Here is a 19,604-nt window from a genome sequence, read left to right on the forward strand (position 1 = left end):
AAAGGAACACCAATGAGCACCATCAGCGACAAGGTCACAAAGGCGGTCATCGTCACCCAGGCCCGGGTCCGTGACGGCATCGACCGCCTCACCGACGAGCCCGAATCGGGACTCGACGACGCAGCCTGGAAAGCGATCTGGATCACCGTCGGCGGCGCAGCGGCGATCGCGATCGCGACCATGCTGTTCACCTGGGGTCAGGGCTACATCCAGGACCGCCTCAACGGGTTCTGATCGCACGATGCGCAACTGGCTCCGACGCACCAGCAGGACGCTGGCCAAAGAAGACGGGATGGCCTCCACGCCCGTCCTCGCCTTCTTCAGCGTCCTGCTGGTGCTGCTGGGCCTCCAGCTGGGCACCTGGTATCTCGGCAACGACGCGGCCAACGTCGCCACACAAGCGGCCTACACCGTCGCTCGCGCCTACGAATCCGACTCCGCCGCCGGCATCGCCAGCGCTAACCAACTGCTCGACGGAACCGGCTTCCTCACCGGGACGAACGTCACCATCAACCGCACCGTAGACACAGTGACCGTCACCGTCACCGGCCAGCCCGTCTCCCTCATACCAGGGCTCACCCTCCCGGCCATCGAGCGCACCCTCACCGGGCCGATCGAACGATGGGTGCCGGCACCATGAAGACGATCCGCCGCATTATCCACGATGAGTCCGGAGATCTCGACGACCTCCCTGGCTGGACCATCCTCGCCCTAGCTGCAGTGACACTCATCGGACTGATCGTCTGGGTTGGCCGCGGCGGCGCCGCAGCCAACACCGTTCAAGCCGCCGCCTACGCCGCCGCCCGAGACGCATCCATCTCCCGGACCGTGGAAGAAGCCGTACCTCACGCGCAAGCCGCTGCCACCTCAGCCCTTGGCGGCAACGTCACCTGCATCAACCTCGACGTCGAGATTGGCGGCAACGGCCTCACCACCGGCATCGGCCAAACAGGCACCGTCACCGCCACCGTGACCTGCACGATCGCGACCTCCGACATCTCCTTCCCAGGAGTACCCGGCTCGGTCACGATCACCAAGACTGCCAGCAGCCCCGTCGACCCCTACCGAGAGAGGTGATCCAATGAAGTTCGTCCCCATGTGGCTCGGCTTCTTCGTCGCGCTCATCTTCATCGCCGGAATCGTCGTCGACGGGCAAGGCAAGACTCAGACCTTCCAACAAGCACTCACCGTCGCCCAATCAGCAGCCCGAGCAGGAACCAACGCAGCGACCGGCACCTCCGTCAATGGCGACGCCTTCGACCTTTCCATCCCCGCAGCCGTTTCGGCCGCAGAGAACTACATCACCGCAGCCGGCGCCACCGGCACCGTCACCGTCAACGGCAACGAGGTCTTCGTCACCGTCGACATGGCATACACCCCACGTATCCTCTGGATGATCGGACCCCTCCCGGTCCAGGCCACCGGATCCGCCGCACTCATCGACGACTAGGAACCACGCATGAAGACCACCAAGACGACCGCCACGATCACCCTCCTGGTCGCGGCCGCCATCGCGATGGCTGCCTGCACCCCGACCACGCCGACCGACCCCACAGGTAGCGCCACAGCCTCACCGACCACCTCGGAGTCCCCGAGCCCGACCGCAACTGCAGGTGCGGCTCCTGTTCAGGATCCGGTCCCAGCACCGACGACTCAGCAAGAAGCCATCACCTCGGCGACGAAGGCAATTGAGAACTACCTAGTTGCCTCGTTCGCTGTGGACGAGAATCCCGACTTGGGCGTGGAGTACCTAAGAGGATTCCTCGTTCAGGGTGGTGCGGAGCAGAAGGTCATCAGTGACACGGTGGCCCACAACCTCGAGAACGGCTGGCACAAGACCGGAAGCCCCACCACCTGGACGACTAACGACGCCATGTCCTATGCCTCGCAGACGACCAACGCAGCGACGGGGGAAAAGTTCGAGTTTGGAGCTGCAATCATCTACGGCTGCGGAGATAACTCGGGCTGGGACATCGAGGTCCCAGCAGGCCAGACCCCTCCTGCGATCCAGAAGGGTTCTTTCCCGCGCCAGTGGACCATGGTCTACGAGCAGAACGAGCACATCTGGCTGGTCCAGGAGTCGGTGTCTCTGACGGGCAAGGACGGTGCGCCGACATGCTAATCGGGCGGCAACAGCTCAGATACTTCGCATCGGCCGTCGCGCTCGCCCTTCTGGTCTGCGCGGCTCTGTTGATTCATCCGCTGTCGGCCTCGGCGAACTCTTGCTGGATCGACGAAGAGGGCCACCAGCAGTGTGATATCGAGATCGAGCAACCGGGCAACCCGGGCTCTGGTGATGGAACGACCGGTCCAGTTGGCTTCACGCCTGGACCGTCGACATGTGTGTGGAACGGTGGGACTTTCGGTGGCGACCGGTTCGGAAACGGAGGGACCCTCTACGAGGCACAGGAGGTCCCTTGCTCGACCGGCTCCAACTGGTGGTCCAACTCGCAACAGTGTTATTGGACCCTCGACGACCCGCAGCGGCCCGCGCCGAACGGTAAGAGCCCGAACGTGGGCGCGTACTACTACTGCGCTCCCTATGTCCCTCCAGGCGAGACCTCCAACGCGTTCCTCGTTTCTGCGTGGCAGGACGCTCCGCCTCCCGGGATCAGCAGATACACGCCTGCCCAAGCGGCGGGAATGCTGGTGCGAACTTTCACGCTGGAGCCGATCACGATCGGCATGGCACCTGAGAGCAAGGTCCACTCCGATGATCCGATCGGCACCGCCGCGTATCGGCGCACGTGGGTCGGGATCCCTGTGTGGCTGTGGGTTGATGGCACTTCGGAGAGCACCTGGGGGCCGCTGTCTCGTACCGCGACGTACGGGGGAGTGACCGTGACCGCGACGGCTGGTGTTCGCTCGCTGACGTGGTCGTCGGGTGACGGCCAGACCATCAACTGCGGCGTAGGTACGCCCTTCAACGCTGCAGCCATGGCCGATCAGCTGGCTGTCGATTCACCGACCTGCGGATTCCGTTACCAGCGGACCTCCGGCTCTGGCACCTTCACCGTGTCCGCGTCGACCTCCTGGGTCGTCGAATGGACCGGCGGAGGGGAGAGCGGGAACATCGCGATGCCCATGACCACCTCGACAGCCCAGGTGCGCGTGGGCGAGCTCCAGTCTGTCAACACCGCCAACTACGGTGACTGAACAGCCTGGCTGACCGAAAGGCGACGACGTGACGAAACTGTTGCGAGGTCTTGGCGCCCTGATCGTGATCGGCGCGATCCTCGTCGGCGTGCCCGTCCTCCTCATCCTGATCGCGGGGAACCCGCTGCCCACCTCGGCGCAGTGGCAGGCGATCTTCTCCCTCACGCCCGACTACGGATACGTGATCCTGACGACGAAAGTGCTGCCGCTGCTGTGCTGGCTCGCGTGGTTGGCATTCGCGGGCCCGCTGCTCTTGGAGATCGGCGCCGGAGTTTCGGGGCGTCAGACCCGGAAGAGAGTCGGTGCGTTCCGAGGGCAACAGCGCCTGGCCGCATCCCTCGTCGCAGCGGTCGCGGTGATGCTTACCGGGTTCGGGGCGTTGGGTGGTGCGGCTACGCCCGCGGTCGCCGCGGAGCCGATCCACGCGTCGGCCACGACCTGGTCGCAGGCTGAACCTGCCCTCCTCGAGCAGGCCGTGCAGGTATCGGCGCCGGCCGCGCCCGCCGTCGCGTCGACGCAGGACGCCGCGCCGGTCATCACGAACGTCACCATCGACCACAACGTCGTTCGCGGAGACACCCTCTGGGATCTGGCGGAGAAGTACTACGGAGATGGGCAGCGTTTCCCGGAGATCTTCGAAGCGAATCGCGGGGTCACTCAGGCGGACGGGCGCGCACTGAGCGACCCGAACCTGATCATCACCGGGTGGACGCTGGCCGTCCCGAACGTCCAGGTGGAGGAGGCCCCACCGGCACCGACACCCGACCCGCCGGCTCCGGCAACTCCGGACGACTCTGTCACTGGATCCACCGGGGCCGGGGGCGCCGGCGTCGATGGTTCCGGCGGCGCCGGATCCGGAGGTGCAGGAGGATCGAGTGGGGCTGTTGGCGGTACGACAGAAGATCAGGGCGTCCAGCAGGAGACGCACTCGGCCGATCTGCCCGCCGCGCAGGACGAGTCGACCACCGGCGATGCCCGGCAGGATGACGGCGCCGATGCAGATTACTCGGTTCCTCTCGCGACGGTCGGGGGAGCAGTGGGGCTGCTCGTCGCGGGCCTACTCGCCGCGCTTGGGGCGAGGCGACTACGGCAGCGACGTAAGCGTCTCGCGGGTGAACGAATCGCGATGCCCAGCCAAGCTGCGGCAGACCTTGAACTTGAGCTGCGTCTGGTCGAGAACCCCATCGGCGTCGAAGACATCGACAATGCGCTACGAGGACTGCAGGCCTGGGCCGAGGACACTGGCGCAGCGCTCCCCGAACTCCTCGCCGTTCGCCTGGCCGACGATGAGATCGCCATCTACCTGACCGAGCCCGCAGATTTGCCGGAGCCTTTCGAGGCGGCGCACCCCGACCGCACGGCTTGGGTCGTGCGCCCTGGGCGGGCGCAGCCGCCGATGCGGCCGACCGTGTCGCCATACCCCGCACTCACCACGATCGGTACGGATGACGCCGGCGGCGTTCTCCTCCTCGATCTCGAGCAGATCGGTTCGCTGAACGTCGTCGGTGACGAAGAGACCGCTCGAGGTGTTCTCACCGCGATCGCCGTCGAGCTCGCCGTGAACCCCTGGTCTGATCAGATCCAGGTGACCCTCGTCGGGATGCCTCACGGGCTCGCCCGCGATCTCGGACGGTTCCGCGTGCAGCACGTCGACGACGTTCCGGCTCTGATCCGCAACCTTCGGGCCGACATGGAGGATCGTCGCTCTGCGCTGAACTCGTACGACGTCGACGACGTCCACCAGGCGCGGGTCAAGGCCACAGACCTGGAGTCGTGGGCGCCGCACATCGTCATCCTCGGCAATGAGCCGCCTGAGGCACAACGGAGTGAGCTCGCCGAGCTCGTCGCGCATATGCCACGGCTGGGCATCGCCACGGTCGCGAGCGGCGAATCGATCGAGGCGGGTTCCACGGTCGTCATCACCGACCGCACCACCGCCGAATACCGCTCTGGGGGACAACTCCCACCGCTCCCATTCCATCCCCAGCTGCTCGCTGGCGAGGAGCTCGAGCTGATCCAGAACCTCTTCGACACCACAGCTCAGGAATCGCACGTCGCCGATCTGGCAGCGGAGAACGTCATCGACGAGCGAGCTCTCCTCGACGACGACAGCGACGCCACCGCCGAGACCGCACCCGAGATTCCGGCAGACGAAGCAGAGGCCGAAGCCACGGAGGCGCCCGACGTCGAGATGCCGGCAGCTGAGGAAGCCCTCCCAGAGCTCGTCGAAGACGAGGAGGCGAGCACACCTCAGCCCGCCGAGCCCGCTGCCTCGGTCGAGATCTCCGACGCGGACATCGAGCCGACGACCGTAGCCGCCGAGACAGAGGTCGCGCCGCCCCTCGTGGTCAGCGCACCCGACTGGCCTGCGCCTTACGTACGCATGCTCGGGCCCGTTGACGTCCTGAATGTTCCGGAGAAGCTCCCCGGCCGCGGTGCGGAGATGATGGCCTACCTGCTACTGCACGGCGGGCAGGTGCCCGGGGCGCAGCTGCACAAGGCATTCTGGCCGGACAAGGTCGATCCGGATGCCAACAACGCTCGCCAGCTCGCGAAGCACCTTCGAAACGTCATGGGCGCAGACCCCGACGGGCACAAGCTCCTCCCCGAGGGGCGCAAGGAAGTCGGCTTCCTCATCCACCCCGCCATTCGAAGCGATTGGGACGACTTCCGCTCCCTGATCGGCGCCGACCTAAAGACCACGCCCAACGAGGACCTGATCGCAGCGATCCGGCTGGTCCGCGGCCAGCCCTTAACTCCGCCTACGAATCGGCGGGGATGGTGGGTCTGGCGCGCACCGGCCGAGGAGGCGATGATCGCTGCAATCCTGGATGCTGCCGACGAACTCGCGCACCGTGCGCTCCGGCGAGGAGAGTTCGACCAGGCTCGCTTCGCCGCACGCATCGCCCAGTCGGCCGACCCACTCAATGAGGCCGGCTGGCGCCTCGAGCTGGAGGCCGCCATGCGCGCCGGCAGCGCCGCCGAGTTCTCCCGCGTCATCGACGAGCTCTACGCCCGTCCCGGGGGAGGAGATCCCGACTATGAGCTCGATGAGGCCACCCAGCAGCTGATCGACTCCGCGCCCGCCAAGCTCGTCGAATCCCGATGACCGTGACCGAAGAGGCGACGGTTGCGCACTCGCGCAGCCCGTTCCGCGAGTATGTCGGAGCCGCCATCGGCGGCACACTTCTCGCTGTTCTCGCCCTCGTCGGCGTCACGGGATACCCATGGATCGCCCTGGCCAGCTTCACCGCTGCCGGCGTTGTGATCGCGCTCGTCGACATCCGTACGAGGCGGTTGCCTAACCGGTACACAGGCCCGTACGCCCTTGCAGGCGCCCTGCAGGCGGCCGCGGTCAGCATCGTGGCCGCGGACCCGTGGATCCTCATCGTTTCTATCGCCGCAGCCGCAACGGTGTTCCTCGCCTATGCGTTGATGGGCATGGCGGGGTGGTTCGGGTTCGGAGACGCGAAGTTCGCAGGCGCGGTCGCGCTGTTCGCCAGTGTCTTCGCGGGGTGGTTCGCCATCTACCTGGTCCCGCTTGCCGTGCTGCTCAGCGCTGGCGAACGGCTCGCGCGCATCGCCGCCGGACGAGGGCGCACCGCACACGCGCATGGCCCTGCGATCGCTGCCGCGGCGCTGGTCGTCACCGCGGCGGGGATTCTGACCTGACTTTGTCGACCGGCCACTGTCCCTTCCACCCCTTGTAGGTGGAAGGGATTGCGATGACCCACACGGCGAACCTTTACGAATATAACCGGCCCTGGCGTATGCTGGGGGTATGGAGATGACGGTTGAGAGGGAGGTGATCAGGATGACCACCACTCCGCTCGAGCTCACGCGGCAGTACAGCGACGGCGAGATCTCGCGCGCCGACCTCATTGCCGCGCTGCGGGCTTTCCCCTTCGTCGCGCGCGAGCGCATCGCCCCACCCTTCGACGACCCTGCAGTGACCACGCGGGGATCGTTCGAGGAGATCGGTACGGCGCTTGCCTGCGACTTCATCGACGACGACCTCTACGAGGAGATCGCCGATGCCGTGACGGAGGCCAACGGTGGACGCATCCCCTGATCGCCAGGTCGATTTCGACGCCCGAAAGAAGCTGCTCGAGCAGCTGGGTGCGCCGGGCGGACCGCTTGCCGCGGACACCTCAAGATCCACCGTCCACAACGCCGGCTGGTTCCGGGACGGCATCCGGCCCTCAGCAGAGCGGCGAGCAGCTCACCGTGAGATTCGTACCGCGTTCCGCGCCCAGAGGCCCAACGTCAAGCGAGACCGACGTGCGATCGTCTTGGCCGGTCCTCCCGGTGCAGGGAAGTCCTCGGCGCGAGCGAAGTTGATCGCCGATCTCGGGTCATCCGAACAGGACTGGCGGGATCTGAACGCCGACGACTTCAAGGATCATCTGCTCCTGCGCGCCCAGCGAGACGGGACGCTCGACCACGAGCTCGCCCCGCCGGGAACCGAGGTGCTCTCGCCTCGAGAACGCGCCTCCCTCGTGCACGAAGAATCTTCGCTGCTCATGAAGCAGGAGCGAGACCGGGCCGTCCTCCGAGGCGAGAACGTGATCCTCGACGGCACCCTCGCGAACGAGAGAAAAGCACTCGAAACGCTGCGGATGCTGCAGGAGAACGGGTACGCGGTCGACCTCGTCGTCGTCGATGGGCCGAAGGCCGTGACGCAAGCCCGTGCCGAATACCGGTGGCGGACCGAATACCTAGCCAGCCTGAAACCAGATGCCACCGAGGTGGAACGGCTCGGCGGCCGTGCCGTGCCGCCAGGATTCAGCGACGGCCTCTACGAACAGGACGACCAGTCCATCTGCGCCGGCATCGCGAAAAGAGTCGCTGACGCCAACGCGAACGTCGTCAGCTTCCAGCGGTACACCGTTCAGCAGCCCGAGGCGGCCCCCGAGCTCGTCGAGAAATACGCCGGCAAGCGTGAAGATGGGCGCTGGTCGCGCAAATGGACCCTCCGCAGAACGCCGGCGGCCACCGCACCGACGTCTCACCGTGCTACGCCGGTTGCTCTCTCCTTGAGTTCAACTGACGAGCAGCCCGGATCTGCGCAGAGCGGATCAGGCGAGGTCTGGGTCGCGCCGCATCAGCGCAACGGCCGCGATGTCGACGGGTTCTACCGGCGCCGCCCTCAGCCCCGCAACTGAGCTCGTCGCGCCCCTCGTGCCGGCAACTTGTCGACTTTCCCCCCGCACGCCCACCCCTTGTAGGTAGGAGGGATCGTCCCTCTGGTTGCATCGGCATCATGGAGGGCTTACATTCATAAATGTAAGCAACTTTGAGGGGTGAAGGATGGATAGGACGAAGCTCTGCCCGCCCGATCACAAGCACGGCATCACGCCGACCTGCTACCGGGTGCACAAGTGCGGATGCGCGGAATGCCGCGCCGCGAACACGACTCGCTGCTATGAGCGGAAGAAGCTCATCGCCTATGGCAGGTACGACTGCGGCATGTCGTCGACGGCGCCCGTCAAGGTCCACATCGGGGTTCTTCTCCGACACGGCATGACGGTGAAGGCGATCGCCGCAGCTGCCGGCGTGAGCGCCGACACCGTCCGCGCGATCTGGTTCGGTAGCAAGAACAAGGGCAGCCGAGGCCGCGGCGCATCTCCTTCACGCATCCATCGCTCTACTGCTGAGAAGCTCCTCGCCGTCGTCCCAGACCTGACCTCTCTTCCTCCGGCTGCGAAGGTTTCGTCGAGAGGTATGCGCCGCCGCGTCGAGGCCCTTGGGACGCTCGGGTGGGCGCAGACCCGGCTGGCGAGGATGCTCGACATCAGCCAATCAAGGATGGCGAGGATCCTCACCAGCAAGACCGATATCCCTGCCGAACTCCACAACGCCGCAGCGTCGTTGTACGAGCGGCTGTGGCGCGTACACCCCCCTCACGAAAGCCGGTACGACAGGGCCGTCTACACCGGCGCGCTCGAGTACGCGCGAGCCCATCGATGGCTTCCGCCTATGGCCTGGGACGACATCGACACCGACGACGAACCTGCCGTCGTTGACGAGGAGCCCGTCGTCGACGAGGTCGCGATCGACCTCGCCCTGCGCGGTGAACGCGTACGGCTCACCCGCGAAGAGCGACACGTCGCGATTCATTTGGCGCGCGAACGCGGATACAGCCTCGAGGAAACGGCTCAGCTGCTCGACATCACCTCGAGAACCGTGCTGCGTGTGCTCCATGTGACCGAGCTCTCCACAGCACCTGAAATGCAGCTGGCAGCCTGATGAGCAAGATCCTCGACATGCTCGAGCGCGTGCAGCACGGCACGCCGGCGGGATTCCTCGACGGGTGCAAGAGCCGTGGGGGATGCCCCAACCACGGCTCGCGCACTCTCGCGACGTGCGCGGAAGCAGCCCGGGCGCGCCAACGCCACTATGTACTCTCCAAGCTCGACCCGAGCGTCGAGATCACTCGCCCCATGATCCGACTCGCTCGCCGCGCCGATCTGGAAGGCGTCCTCGCGATCGTTGCCGCGGACCGCCAGATGGAAGGGCAAGCCCGATGAGCAGGATGCTGCGCAGAGCTCGGACCGCGTACACCGTGTATCTCAAGCGGCCGGAAGACGCTCTCGTCGAACCGCCACCCCTCCTCGTAGGCGCCGACCACGTCGTCAGCTCGGGGATGCCGCGGCGGTTGCTGCCGAAGCTGCTCGGGTTCGCCGATCCCGCCAGCGGCATCATCGGAACCTGGGCGCGAGAGATCGCGGCGGATCCCACCGCTGCAGTCGGGACGCGCCCGGTGCTGCTCGTCGACGGACGCGTATGGCGGCATCCTGGGATCGTCGACGTCGTCACCGTGCGTGCCCCCGCGCCACAGTGGAGCACCCAGTGAGCTCCGCCAACCCGCCCGCCTTCGAGCACTTCTACGTTCCCGGCGGATCTGGTCGTTGGGGTTGTGGATGCGGCGCGCGGGGCCGCGCCGCCAAGGGGGCCGGCGGAGAATCTGCTGGCTACGACTCCCACATTCACCGTGTCCTCAAGGCCGCACGCTCCGTCGCTGACTCCCCGGAACGGGCAACCTGATGCGGTTGGAGTCGCCGTCAAGGCGCTCACGAATCCTACGTGTCTGAGACCTCCTGCACACTACGATCCGAAGAGAGGAGGAAGTCCCCTATGGCTGTCACCGTCTATAGCAAGCCTTCATGCGTCCAATGCTCGGCCTCGTACAGAGCGCTGGACTCGAAAGGCATCGACTACCAGGTCGTCGACATGAGCCAGGACGCCGATGCGCTCGAGCGCGTCAAGGCCCTCGGCTATCTGCAGGCGCCGGTCGTCATCACCGACGAGGACCATTGGTCCGGGTTCCGGCCAGACAAGATCGACGAGCTCGCCGCTCGACTCGTCTGACCACCGCAGCAGTGAGGGCGTCCGCGTGCGGGCGCCCTCACTGCTGCTCCTGAGCCTTCTCAGCCACCCACGACTGCAACAGCGCGGCACGCAGGTGCTGATTCGACCCGAGCATCCGTGACACATCCTCGCTGCCGGCTGAACGAGTTACCTCGCCGTCAATGGTGCGCACGTGAACTGCGCCGGACGCCCACCGCGTGAGCTCGCTCTCGTCGACATCGACGGTGGCGGTGAATCGCACACCCTGTGTCCAGCTGATCGTCTGCCTGGCCATCTCACCTCACCTACTCCCGACGGAAGAAGTCGATGAGCGAGACCGTCAGCGCGTAGGACAACAACAGCAGCAGCCCCACGAGCAGCACCCGATCGAGAATCGGCATCACGAGAAAACCGAGCCATCCCGCAAGGCCTGCTGCGCCCGCGAACACGAGCACCATCAGTTGGCGCCGCAAGCGACGCTGGAGCGCCGCAGGAAGGGGACCGCTCGGCCGCGACGGGGTGCTCATGCGTCAGCCCTCGACTGCAGCGCCGGGAACCCGTCGTCTCGAGTCCATCCGGGAACGCAGACGGCGATGCCGCGGAAGTCGCCGTGACTCTCTCGAGGCCACCGCTGCAGCGGGCCCCGCCGCAAGCTCTCGCCAAGGCGAGCCACGATCTGTCGCGCCTGCGACTGCTCCCACCCTGGGTGCGCGGCGCAGTTGCGAACCAAGTAGCGGCGCGCCGCCTCCACCTGAACAGCCGTCGCGGGCGACAGGGCATACCTCAGTGCGACCTCCATCACCGGCCGCCAGCGATACGCAGCCTCCGGCGGGTTCGACCCCTCGGAGAGACTGACGGCATCGAGGTTCGCCTCTGCCAGCTCACGGCCGACGCCATCGGCGATGTGCGTGACGCACTGCTCCCCGGTCGGCAGAGGCTTCGCTGGATCGGGGCTCAACCCCAAGACCATCAGCGCTGAGACGAGCAGATCGATTGTGTCACTGCGGACAACCTGTGAGCTCATGATCACTCCATTTAGTCTGTATCCCTGACAGTTACTAACTGTAGCTCAGTGTAAGAGACCCGACAAGCTCATCCACTCCTTGCCGGCCGTCGTTGGAACGTTCTGGGAGGATCGGGCCCATGAGCGACCTCATCCCGGACGACTACACCGCCACGCTTGAGGAGCTGAAACGGCAGGTGCACGAGGCGCGTCTGCGTGTGCAGCGGAAGGCGAACACCGAACTGCTGCAGCTGTGGTGGCAGATCGGCCGAACCATCATCGACAGGCAAGCCGAGCAGGGATGGGGATCGAAGGTCCTGGATCGCCTTGCAGCAGATCTGCGCGCGGAGTTCCCGTCGATGAAGGGGTTCTCCCGCCGGAACCTGCTCTACATGCGGGCCTTCGCTGGTGCCTGGCCGGACGCCACTGAGATTGTGCAACGACCCATTGCACAATTGCCGTGGGGACACGTGATCGAGCTGCTCGACAAGCTCGACGACCAGGAGACGCGCAACTGGTACGCCGCGAAGGACGCACACCACCAGTGGAGCCGGCCGATGCTCGCTCACCAGATCACGACCCGCCTGCACGAGCGGGAGGCCGCTGCGCCAAGCAACTTCGCCGGCGCGCTCGAGCGGCTGGACTCCGACCAGGCGCAGGAGCTCACGAAGGACCCCTACGCGCTCGAGTTCCTCGCCGTCGACGGCGATGCGTCCGAGCGTGAGCTCGAGCAGCGCATGGTCGACCGGATCCTTGACACCATGCGCGAGCTCGGCCCTGGTTTCGCGTTCGTCGGCCGCCAGGTGCACTTCGACATTGACGGCGACGACTTCTACGTCGACTTATTGTTCTTCCACGTCGAGCAGCTGCGCTATGTCGTCATCGAGCTCAAGACCACCAAGTTCGATCCGCGCGACGCCGGGCAGCTCGGCTTCTACGTCGCCGTCGACGACGACCGGCTTCGGATCCGCGACAAGCACCAGCCGACCGTCGGCATCCTGCTCGTCGCTGGCAAGAACGACACTGTCGTTCGCTACGCACTCGCTTCAACAACCCAGCCGGTCGCGGTCAGCCGCTACGAACTCGGCGAAGAGGCACAACGAGCTCTCCCGGATGAGGAAGCGATCACACGGGCTTTCGCCGATGAGCTTGCTCGCGACCAGTAGCTGATGGTGCGCGTGACTAGGAGACCTCGAAGGGTAGCGTGCGTAGGGTCGTTGCAGACATGCCCGTGCTCTTGAACATGCGGGCGTGCGCGTACTGGATTTCTGGCAGCAGATCCATACGCCCGATCGAGGTCAAAATGATCTCGTCGGCCTCGTCGGTGAGGTGGCGTAGCTCGGGGACCGCGTAGCCGCCGACGTACTTGCCGGAGTTGAGATCCCATGACTGGACATCGGGCAACGCAGTCTCGATCCGCTTCCCCAAGTCAATCAGCGCGTCGCGAGTTGTCTGGTCGCAGCTGCGCAACGAGAACGGGATCGCCGACATGGTCCCCTTGGTGACGTTGAAGCAGTCGCCGGTGAAGGTCCACCACAGAAAGGCCAGTCGTGAAGCGGCGACGGCGCTCACTGCCAGCTGGTCGTTGCGGTGCTGGGTGAACAACTTTCCCTCGTTCAGCGGCACGGATGCATGGGTGGACTTCTCGTACGTCACCGGCGACACCGTGTAGGTGCTGAGGAAGTAGGTCGCGGTCTTCTTGAATCCCACCGAGAAGTCGCTTACGCGAACCAAGGATGCCTGCAGTGATCCCTTCGCCAGCAACGTGTCCATGAGTTCGAACATGGCATCGCCACTCGACCGCATCCAGTTGGGCGTCTTCGTGCTGTTCGGCCGCCGTGCGTATCGGAGCGTCGCCATCAGGTGAGGTCGGAACGGCTCGATCCAACTATGGGTGATCGTGGTGTGAATCTCTGACGCTTTCCCTTGCCCGGCGGCGGTGATAATCGTGCTGCGTACCTTGACCTGGAACAGCGCTGCCGGCCGCTCCTGAAACGTGCTCACCCAGATCGCGCCGAATCGTTCGGCGTAGTACTTCCGAAGCGACTCGTCACGGTCGCCGAACTGGCTGCGGATTGGGACGATGAGGCTTAGACGCCCATCGGGGCGGGTGATCTGTGCGGATCGCTCACAGCACGATGCGTATATGTCGTCTACGTCATCTGTCTTGAAGCCGGTGATGCGGTAGCTGAGCTCGCGACGGTTCACGTATGGAGGGTTCCCAATCACGACGTCGAACCCGCCCTGCTCGAAGACCTCGGGGAACTCGACGAACCAGTGGAAGGGGTGGTGCGTCTCGACCCATGCCGTCAGAGGCTGGGGCACCATCGTTGCCGAGTGGTAGAGGTCATCGACGTCTCGGCGCACCTCGTCGAGCAGCGCGACAAGTTCGCGGCGCAGGCCGACGGACGATTCGTTGGTCTCCTGGCGCTCCCGGAACGCGGCGTAGCGCTCGGAGATCCGCGCAGCGGACTTCTTGACATCGGTGATCCGGTCACTGGTGAACAGGGTGCCGCTGTCCTCTTCGAGGGAATCCACGGTGAGGGCTCCGACGAGAGTGTTTCCCGGCTTGATGTTGAAATCGAGGTCGGGGAGCGGTTCGAGATCCTTGCGATCGTCGATGGATGCCACGAGTTTCAGGAAGAGCCGGAGCCGGGCGACCTCGACCGCTTCGCGCATGATGTCGACGCCGTAGAGGTTGCTGAGGGTGGCGTGCTTGAGGACGAAGTACTCGGTGTTGGCGTGCTTGGAGACGTTCTCGAGCAGTGCCTCGCCCTCGGGAAACGCTGTCGATCGGACGTGACGGTCCAGAGCATCGAGCGTGGCGTCGTACAGCGGCTGCAGCACCCGCAAACCGGCGAACAGGAAGGCTCCTGAGCCACATGTCGTTATGTGTACGTTCGGTCAGTGTCTCAACGACCCACCCGACTGCACCCCCGGAGCATGATGCATCTGCGTTTCATCGACCACCAACTCGCCCCCTCCGCCGACTTCGACGCGCGCGCCATAGACATCTGCTCGCGCACCCGTTCGCTCCCCGCGGGGATGCCGATCCTTCTTGACGATCGGTGGCGGCCGGTTGAGCCGTGGTTGACGTACTTCCGGATCGTCGCAGCGTCGACAGACCCGGCGACGCTTCGCGCGTACGCATACGACGCCAGGCGGTTTGCGTCGTTCCTCGCCACGCGACAGACCGACGTCATCCATGCGTCGAGCGACGACATCGTCGCGTTCCGCGAATGGCGGCTGAGCGGTTCCGAGCGCCCGGTGTCGCCGGCGACGTGGCGACGCGACGTGGTCGTGATCCGCGGGATCTATCAGCTGCTCACTCAGACCGGGCAGATCCAGCGCGAACCGTGGATCACCATCGGAAGGTCGTCGCCGCTCCGGATGCGTTGGAGGAGCGAGCCCGACATTCGGCCGCTGACGCAGGCGCAGTGGCGCACGTTCCTCGACGTCGGTCTCGGCGGACGAACCGCCGCGGGCGATCTGGACGAGAGTTGGCGGGGCACAACGAGCCTGCGTTCAAAGGCGGGCGCGCAGCTGGCCGTGACGACGGGGATGCGCCTCGGTGAGTTCTCCACACTGCTCGACGCTGAAGTCCCGCCGCCGACGGGCACCGGCATCTCCGTCTTGCTCGAGGCGTGCGCGAAGTACCAGAAGCGTCGACGCGTCCACGTCCCCCTCACGACGCTTCGGGCGGTCGATCTCTACCGGCAGACGGAGCGCCGAGCAGTCGTCCGCGCGTCAGCTGCCTCCCTCTGGCGACGCCGCTCCGAGCTCTTCATCGTCGACGAGATCGACGTGTCGGCAGGCGTCCTGCGAGGCCGGGTGAATGGGCGGCGATCGAGATGGCGGCTGCACCAGCTGCCTCCGCACCTGCGACGAATTGCCGTCATCGAGCGGGACCACGGGCTGGAGGCGCTGGGGCTGTTCGTCGGTCGAGGCGGTTTGCCGATCAGCCGCAGGCAATGGCACGCGACGTTCGAGGCTGCAAGCGGCCGTGCTCTGAGGCTCGCTCAGGACGAGATGGGCGGTCGCCGTGCACGGATCACCCCGCACGATCTGCGCCACACTTTCGCTGTCGTGCTCCTGAAATCGCTGACCGATGTGGCGCTGGCCCGCGAGGCGGAGCGACGGGCAGGCAACGTGGGACCAGCCACGATCTCCGAACACATCGCCATCAACCCGCGACTTACAGTGCAGCGGCTGCTGGGGCACTCGAACCCGGCGACGACAATGGTCTACCTGCGCTACATCGAGGACACCGATGCGCTCATCCAGGACGTATTCGAGAGCTGGAGCGACGAGGGCATGACATACGCCGACGCAGTCCTCGCTGATCGGAACGTCGCGTGACGAACATCGACCTCACCCCGCGGCAGATGCAGTTCGTTCTTCCGACCGCGAACGTCGATGGAACACTCGCCCCGCTCGACTTCGCACACGCCGTCCTTGCGGCTGAGCTCGCGGATGCGCTGATCGACATGCGTCGAGCCATGGGTCACACCGACGGCACCGCGTATCAGTACCGCCGGGCGCTGATGAGCCTCCTGCGCGGTCTACCTGACGCTTGCCCGCGAACTGTGAGTCTCGCAACACCGGGACTCGCCCTCATCGACGCGTTGCACGCGTGGGAATCCGCGTTGGCCGGCAACTACCCGCCGGAGAGCGCGATCCCGTACAAGTACGGCAGACAGATCCGCGCTCTCGTCCGCGTCCACGCAGCGAACGGTCGTGACGTCAGCGACGCCACGCTCCGTTGGGCGCAAGCGCACGTGCTGCACCAGGGCGGCGACTCCACACCGCTCGATGAGTTCTCGAACGCGGAGCGACTCGCGATTCGCAACGCCTGCCGCGCCCGAATCCGCGAATTGGAAGCTCGTCTGGCAGTCGGACGTCGGCTGCTCGCCAACGCAACCGATCCCCGAAGCACAGGATGGGAACGAAGCGCCGATGTCCTGTGGGGCATTCGCCATCTCGGACGACGTCCCGGAGCATCGATCGAGGCTGATGTCCTCCGCGCGTGCGCATCGGGTGTGCTCAGCGACCTCCACGACGACTTCGCGCTCGAACAGTCACCGATCAGCGCCAATGCCGGCCAGATCACGCGACAGCTGCTGACTCACATCTATCCGTCCAGCGAGGACCTCGTTGCGTTCCGCACGCTCCTCCAGCTGGAAAGCGGCGCGGCGCCGGAAGAGTGGTCGGGCGTTCGACTCACAGACATCGAGCACACGACTGACTCGGTCCGCGTACGGCTCCACAAGGCGCGAGCCCACCGAACTCGAACCGTGCGATGCGCGATCACCGGGTCTCGCGACGGCACCGGGTGGAGAGCAGGGGATCTCATACTTCGCCTGATCGCTGTCACCGAGGCAGCTCGGGAGGAGGCAAAGGAGGTGGGCGGCTCCGACGCGGACGCCTTGTTCATCACCGTGCAGCGCACCGCGTCCCGGCATCTCGTCGCGCGCCAGGAGTCATTCTCGCGCCGCCCCTTCACGTCGCTTCTGATGTCGATCTCGCCCGAGATATCAAAGCCATACGATTCCCGCCGGCTACGCAAGACAGTGAAGAGTGTTCGTGCAGCAGTGCTCCGCAGCGCTGACGCCGCGGCGGGAGACGACCACAGCATCGCTGTCTACCAACGCCACTACGCGCAGTCGACAACCGTGCATGTTCTGGCCGGCAACGCCGTCAACGCGGCGCAGAGTCAGGTGTTCGATCGAGTACGAGGGCCGGTCTTCGTTCGTGCTGCGGCCAGCACCGTCGACGACGCAGCAGGCGACCTGGGTGCTGCCGCAGCCGCCGAGTTGGCCTCGAGCGCCACCGACCAGGGAATCAACGTGACTCAGTGCACGTCACCGTACGAATCGCCCTTCACGCCCGCGGGGCGGCTCTGCGAGCATCGGCCATCGATGTGCTTCGCGTGCCCGAACGCGATCGTGTTCGCAGATCACCTGCCGCGAGTCCTCGCGTACAGAGAGATTCTCCGCGGTCACGAGAACGAGATGCCCCCGGCCCAGTTCGCGGCGGTACACGGCCAGCAGTTGGTCAACGTCGAACGCATCCTCCACGAGTTCTCCCCGACGGAGATCGAGAACGCGCGGACGGCGTGCGAGACCGCCTCTGTCCATGTGCCGCTCACCCAGAGAGGAGTCCACCTGTGAGCGTCGATCGCGAGTACTCTGCCGAGCCGGTGTCGCTGTTCGCGAGCGACTACTGGGCGAGCGACACGGCGGTCATCTCAGATCGACACCTCGAACATGACTTCCCCATCCCCTCCTTCGGAGATGAGGATCGCTGGGACCTCAGCGCCCTGGGGTGGAACCCTGCTGCGGGCCGCCATTCCGCGGTGCTGTTGTTCGACTCGTTCATCGGTGAGTGGAACCTTCGTGCTCGCGAACTCGCAATGGCACTTCTCAACCCTGTGCATCCCGTGCTGCGCGGGCAGATGATCTATCTGCGAGCAACGCCCGCCCATGTGAAGACGATCCGTTCCAAGCTTGAGGGCATGAAGCGGTTCGCCGCGTGGTACGCCGACAACCTCCCTGACACTCCACTCCGTGATCTCCATCAGTCGCACCTCGACGGCTTCCTCACTGAGGTCAAGACGATGGGGATCCCCTCCAGAACGCGACAAGCAGTCGATGCTGTTCGCGAACTGCACACCTACGCGGCAGTCCTCTCTGGCGGAGGCATCCCATTCCGTCCATGGGGAGATCTCCACACGATCGCGCTCAGCGGGCAGAAGTCCAGCGCCGAGCTGAGCACGCCGGTGATTCCACCGCAGGTGTGGTGGCCGCTCCTGCGGGCGTGTTGGCAGTACATCAACGTGTTCTCGCACGACATCTTTGCGGCCGCCGCGGAATGGTCGGCGCTCGACCGCCCCAAAGCCGAGCGCGTGAAGGTACGACACCCCGAGGACACGCTCGCGCGATGGATCGTAACGCCCGGAAATCGGGTGCCCCTGCATCGGATGACGTACGGCAGATTCCGCGAGGGCGAGATCCACTGGACACTTCTTTCCTTGCTCGTCTCCGATGGGCACAGCAAACAGATGTTCTCCGAGTTGGACCGTCCTGACGTCCTCCGCCGACGTCAGGACATCGTCGACGCGATCGGCTCCGGCACGCTCGCGACCGCGCGCGGTGGGCTCGCCACGCAAGCGACGGCGATCGAACGCGCCGATGGATCCGTCGGTCCGTGGATCGACGGATTCGACCCGGCGACGATCCGAGTCCAACTGAAGCTCCTCCGCAACGCGTGCTACGTCTTCTGCGCGGCTCTCACGATGATGCGCGACTCGGAACTGCTGAGCATCAAGAAGGGAGCGCTCACCACCTCGTACGGGGCGCCCGCCGTCACCTCCCAGCTCCGGAAGGGTCGGCGTGGGACCCAGCGACGCAACTGGTGGATCATCGAACCCGTTGCGCAAGCAATCGCCGTCGCGGAACGACTTGCTCTCGGCGACGACGTCTTCAGCTCTGTTCGACGTGAACATCGAGCGCACGACGGAGCAGGTCGGTTCGATCGTCACAGCGAGCTGAAGCAGTTCATCTCTCAACTCAATGGTCAATCCGCGGATGCCGGTCTCGAATCGATCCCCGCGTTCCATCTTGCGCCGCACATGTTCCGGCGGACGATGGCCGTGATCACCGCGCAACAGCCAGACGGCGAGATCGCCCTCGGCATCCAGCTCAAGCACGCAGCGCGACGCGCCGTCGCGAACGGCACGACCTCCGGGTACGCGAGCGAGACGCCGGAGTGGGCCGCGGAGTTCGAGCATGAGCTTCAGGAAGCTGTCGCGTCACGGTTGGTCGGCGCCTGGTCTTCTCACCAAGACCACGAGATGAGGCTCGCAGGCGCAGGCGCACAGCGCTTCCGAGACGGGCTCGAGAAGGTCGTGGCCGTCGCAAGCAACGAGGTCAAGGTCGGCGACGAGCGCACACTGCGCGCGCTCCTGCGCGATCGCTTCAGCACGCTCCGATGGGGAACCGTCAACCACTGCCTCGGCATCCCTGAGTGACTCTGTCACTCTGATTTGGCCCAGGGGCGTCGGTCTTATCTGGCCCATGTTGCGACGCGCCGGGGT

The 19,604-nt window shown here is 65.5% G+C and carries 22 protein-coding genes; 18 read left to right on the forward strand and 4 right to left on the reverse strand.

The genetic code is table 11. The annotated features are described in order from the left end of the window. Positions 1–12: 12 nt before the first annotated feature. The 14 genes from O1W71_RS14700 (at position 13) to nrdH (ending at position 10,527) form a co-directional block, all read left to right on the forward strand. Positions 13–234, forward strand: a complete 222-nt coding sequence (locus O1W71_RS14700) for a hypothetical protein (protein ID WP_242085723.1) — start codon at positions 13–15, stop codon at positions 232–234. 58 nt (positions 235–292) lie between these two features. Beyond that, positions 293–640 carry a hypothetical protein gene (locus tag O1W71_RS14705; RefSeq protein ID WP_269268577.1) on the forward strand — a complete coding sequence of 116 codons (348 nt, stop codon included), beginning with the start codon at positions 293–295 and terminating at the stop codon, positions 638–640. Next, entirely contained in the window at positions 637–1,077 is a 441-nt protein-coding gene (locus tag O1W71_RS14710; protein ID WP_269268578.1) for a hypothetical protein, read from the forward strand. Before O1W71_RS14705 ends, O1W71_RS14710 begins: the two co-directional genes overlap by 4 nt. Before the next feature lie 4 nt (positions 1,078–1,081). After that, positions 1,082–1,450: a DUF3060 domain-containing protein gene (locus O1W71_RS14715; RefSeq protein ID WP_269268579.1), complete on the forward strand. Its 369-nt coding sequence runs from the start codon at positions 1,082–1,084 to the stop codon at positions 1,448–1,450. Between the two features lie 9 nt (positions 1,451–1,459). Then, positions 1,460–2,122 (forward strand): hypothetical protein, encoded by a 663-nt coding sequence (locus O1W71_RS14720; RefSeq protein WP_269268580.1) that lies wholly within the window; start codon positions 1,460–1,462, stop codon positions 2,120–2,122. Further along, positions 2,116–3,156, forward strand: coding sequence for a hypothetical protein (locus tag O1W71_RS14725; RefSeq protein ID WP_269268581.1), 1,041 nt, complete (start codon positions 2,116–2,118; stop codon positions 3,154–3,156). Before O1W71_RS14720 ends, O1W71_RS14725 begins: the two co-directional genes overlap by 7 nt. A gap of 28 nt (positions 3,157–3,184) precedes the next feature. Next, entirely contained in the window at positions 3,185–6,265 is a 3,081-nt protein-coding gene (locus tag O1W71_RS14730) for a LysM peptidoglycan-binding domain-containing protein (RefSeq protein ID WP_269268583.1), read from the forward strand. Next, complete coding sequence (locus O1W71_RS14735; RefSeq protein ID WP_269268585.1) at positions 6,262–6,828, forward strand: prepilin peptidase; 567 nt, start codon at positions 6,262–6,264, stop codon at positions 6,826–6,828. The genes O1W71_RS14730 and O1W71_RS14735 overlap by 4 nt, the downstream gene beginning before the upstream one ends. A gap of 142 nt (positions 6,829–6,970) precedes the next feature. Further along, positions 6,971–7,228: a hypothetical protein gene (locus O1W71_RS14740; protein ID WP_269268587.1), complete on the forward strand. Its 258-nt coding sequence runs from the start codon at positions 6,971–6,973 to the stop codon at positions 7,226–7,228. Then, entirely contained in the window at positions 7,212–8,321 is a 1,110-nt protein-coding gene (locus O1W71_RS14745; RefSeq protein WP_269268588.1) for a zeta toxin family protein, read from the forward strand. Before O1W71_RS14740 ends, O1W71_RS14745 begins: the two co-directional genes overlap by 17 nt. Positions 8,322–8,466: 145 nt before the next feature. Beyond that, positions 8,467–9,405, forward strand: a complete 939-nt coding sequence (locus tag O1W71_RS14750; protein ID WP_269268589.1) for a helix-turn-helix domain-containing protein — start codon at positions 8,467–8,469, stop codon at positions 9,403–9,405. Further along, positions 9,405–9,686 carry a hypothetical protein gene (locus tag O1W71_RS14755; protein ID WP_269268590.1) on the forward strand — a complete coding sequence of 94 codons (282 nt, stop codon included), beginning with the start codon at positions 9,405–9,407 and terminating at the stop codon, positions 9,684–9,686. The genes O1W71_RS14750 and O1W71_RS14755 overlap by 1 nt, the downstream gene beginning before the upstream one ends. Positions 9,687–9,691: 5 nt before the next feature. Beyond that, complete coding sequence (locus O1W71_RS14760; RefSeq protein WP_269268591.1) at positions 9,692–10,012, forward strand: hypothetical protein; 321 nt, start codon at positions 9,692–9,694, stop codon at positions 10,010–10,012. Between the two features lie 281 nt (positions 10,013–10,293). After that, a complete protein-coding gene (gene nrdH, locus O1W71_RS14765; protein ID WP_269268592.1) occupies positions 10,294–10,527 on the forward strand; it encodes a glutaredoxin-like protein NrdH in 234 nt (77 codons plus the stop codon). A 37-nt stretch (positions 10,528–10,564) separates the two neighbouring features. Here the strand turns inward: nrdH and O1W71_RS14770 are convergent, their stop codons facing one another. Genes O1W71_RS14770 through O1W71_RS14780 form a run of 3 tightly spaced genes read right to left on the reverse strand, consistent with a single transcriptional unit; the run spans position 10,565 to position 11,530 of the window. Beyond that, a complete protein-coding gene (locus O1W71_RS14770) occupies positions 10,565–10,801 on the reverse strand; it encodes a hypothetical protein (protein ID WP_269268593.1) in 237 nt (78 codons plus the stop codon). 10 nt (positions 10,802–10,811) lie between these two features. Next, a complete protein-coding gene (locus O1W71_RS14775) occupies positions 10,812–11,033 on the reverse strand; it encodes a hypothetical protein (RefSeq protein WP_269268594.1) in 222 nt (73 codons plus the stop codon). Continuing rightward, complete coding sequence (locus O1W71_RS14780; protein ID WP_269268595.1) at positions 11,030–11,530, reverse strand: hypothetical protein; 501 nt, start codon at positions 11,528–11,530, stop codon at positions 11,030–11,032. The genes O1W71_RS14775 and O1W71_RS14780 overlap by 4 nt, the downstream gene beginning before the upstream one ends. Positions 11,531–11,649: 119 nt before the next feature. Here O1W71_RS14780 and O1W71_RS14785 point away from each other — a divergent pair, with 119 nt between their 5' ends. After that, positions 11,650–12,675, forward strand: a complete 1,026-nt coding sequence (locus tag O1W71_RS14785; RefSeq protein ID WP_269268596.1) for a PDDEXK nuclease domain-containing protein — start codon at positions 11,650–11,652, stop codon at positions 12,673–12,675. A 16-nt stretch (positions 12,676–12,691) separates the two neighbouring features. Here O1W71_RS14785 and O1W71_RS14790 read toward each other — a convergent pair whose 3' ends face one another. Further along, complete coding sequence (locus O1W71_RS14790) at positions 12,692–14,356, reverse strand: Eco57I restriction-modification methylase domain-containing protein (RefSeq protein ID WP_269268597.1); 1,665 nt, start codon at positions 14,354–14,356, stop codon at positions 12,692–12,694. 96 nt (positions 14,357–14,452) lie between these two features. On the opposite strand from O1W71_RS14790, the gene O1W71_RS14795 reads away from it, so the two are divergent. The 3 genes from O1W71_RS14795 to O1W71_RS14805 are packed head-to-tail and all read left to right on the forward strand — an operon-like array spanning position 14,453 to position 19,538. Beyond that, positions 14,453–15,868, forward strand: coding sequence for a tyrosine-type recombinase/integrase (locus O1W71_RS14795; RefSeq protein ID WP_269268599.1), 1,416 nt, complete (start codon positions 14,453–14,455; stop codon positions 15,866–15,868). Continuing rightward, a complete protein-coding gene (locus O1W71_RS14800) occupies positions 15,865–17,679 on the forward strand; it encodes a hypothetical protein (protein ID WP_269268600.1) in 1,815 nt (604 codons plus the stop codon). Before O1W71_RS14795 ends, O1W71_RS14800 begins: the two co-directional genes overlap by 4 nt. Beyond that, on the forward strand, positions 17,676–19,538 hold the full coding sequence (locus O1W71_RS14805) for a hypothetical protein (RefSeq protein ID WP_269268601.1): 1,863 nt from the start codon (positions 17,676–17,678) through the stop codon (positions 19,536–19,538). The genes O1W71_RS14800 and O1W71_RS14805 overlap by 4 nt, the downstream gene beginning before the upstream one ends. The last annotated feature ends 66 nt before the right edge of the window (positions 19,539–19,604 follow it).

The organism is Microbacterium sp. H37-C3, assembly GCF_027157935.1.
In the GTDB taxonomy this organism is placed as follows: Bacteria; Actinomycetota; Actinomycetes; order Actinomycetales; family Microbacteriaceae; genus Microbacterium; species Microbacterium plantarum.

Coding starts and splice junctions, on each gene's coding strand:
- O1W71_RS14740 (WP_269268587.1), top strand. CDS start 6,971: ATGACCACCACTCCGCTCGAGCTCACGCGGCAGTACAGCGACGGCGAG.
- O1W71_RS14775 (WP_269268594.1), bottom strand. CDS start 11,033: ATGAGCACCCCGTCGCGGCCGAGCGGTCCCCTTCCTGCGGCGCTCCAG.
- O1W71_RS14760 (WP_269268591.1), top strand. CDS start 9,692: ATGCTGCGCAGAGCTCGGACCGCGTACACCGTGTATCTCAAGCGGCCG.
- O1W71_RS14700 (WP_242085723.1), top strand. CDS start 13: ATGAGCACCATCAGCGACAAGGTCACAAAGGCGGTCATCGTCACCCAG.
- O1W71_RS14705 (WP_269268577.1), top strand. CDS start 293: ATGGCCTCCACGCCCGTCCTCGCCTTCTTCAGCGTCCTGCTGGTGCTG.
- O1W71_RS14795 (WP_269268599.1), top strand. CDS start 14,453: ATGATGCATCTGCGTTTCATCGACCACCAACTCGCCCCCTCCGCCGAC.
- O1W71_RS14780 (WP_269268595.1), bottom strand. CDS start 11,530: ATGAGCTCACAGGTTGTCCGCAGTGACACAATCGATCTGCTCGTCTCA.
- O1W71_RS14715 (WP_269268579.1), top strand. CDS start 1,082: ATGAAGTTCGTCCCCATGTGGCTCGGCTTCTTCGTCGCGCTCATCTTC.
- nrdH (WP_269268592.1), top strand. CDS start 10,294: ATGGCTGTCACCGTCTATAGCAAGCCTTCATGCGTCCAATGCTCGGCC.
- O1W71_RS14710 (WP_269268578.1), top strand. CDS start 637: ATGAAGACGATCCGCCGCATTATCCACGATGAGTCCGGAGATCTCGAC.
- O1W71_RS14785 (WP_269268596.1), top strand. CDS start 11,650: ATGAGCGACCTCATCCCGGACGACTACACCGCCACGCTTGAGGAGCTG.
- O1W71_RS14770 (WP_269268593.1), bottom strand. CDS start 10,801: ATGGCCAGGCAGACGATCAGCTGGACACAGGGTGTGCGATTCACCGCC.
- O1W71_RS14735 (WP_269268585.1), top strand. CDS start 6,262: ATGACCGTGACCGAAGAGGCGACGGTTGCGCACTCGCGCAGCCCGTTC.
- O1W71_RS14755 (WP_269268590.1), top strand. CDS start 9,405: ATGAGCAAGATCCTCGACATGCTCGAGCGCGTGCAGCACGGCACGCCG.
- O1W71_RS14750 (WP_269268589.1), top strand. CDS start 8,467: ATGGATAGGACGAAGCTCTGCCCGCCCGATCACAAGCACGGCATCACG.
- O1W71_RS14725 (WP_269268581.1), top strand. CDS start 2,116: ATGCTAATCGGGCGGCAACAGCTCAGATACTTCGCATCGGCCGTCGCG.
- O1W71_RS14720 (WP_269268580.1), top strand. CDS start 1,460: ATGAAGACCACCAAGACGACCGCCACGATCACCCTCCTGGTCGCGGCC.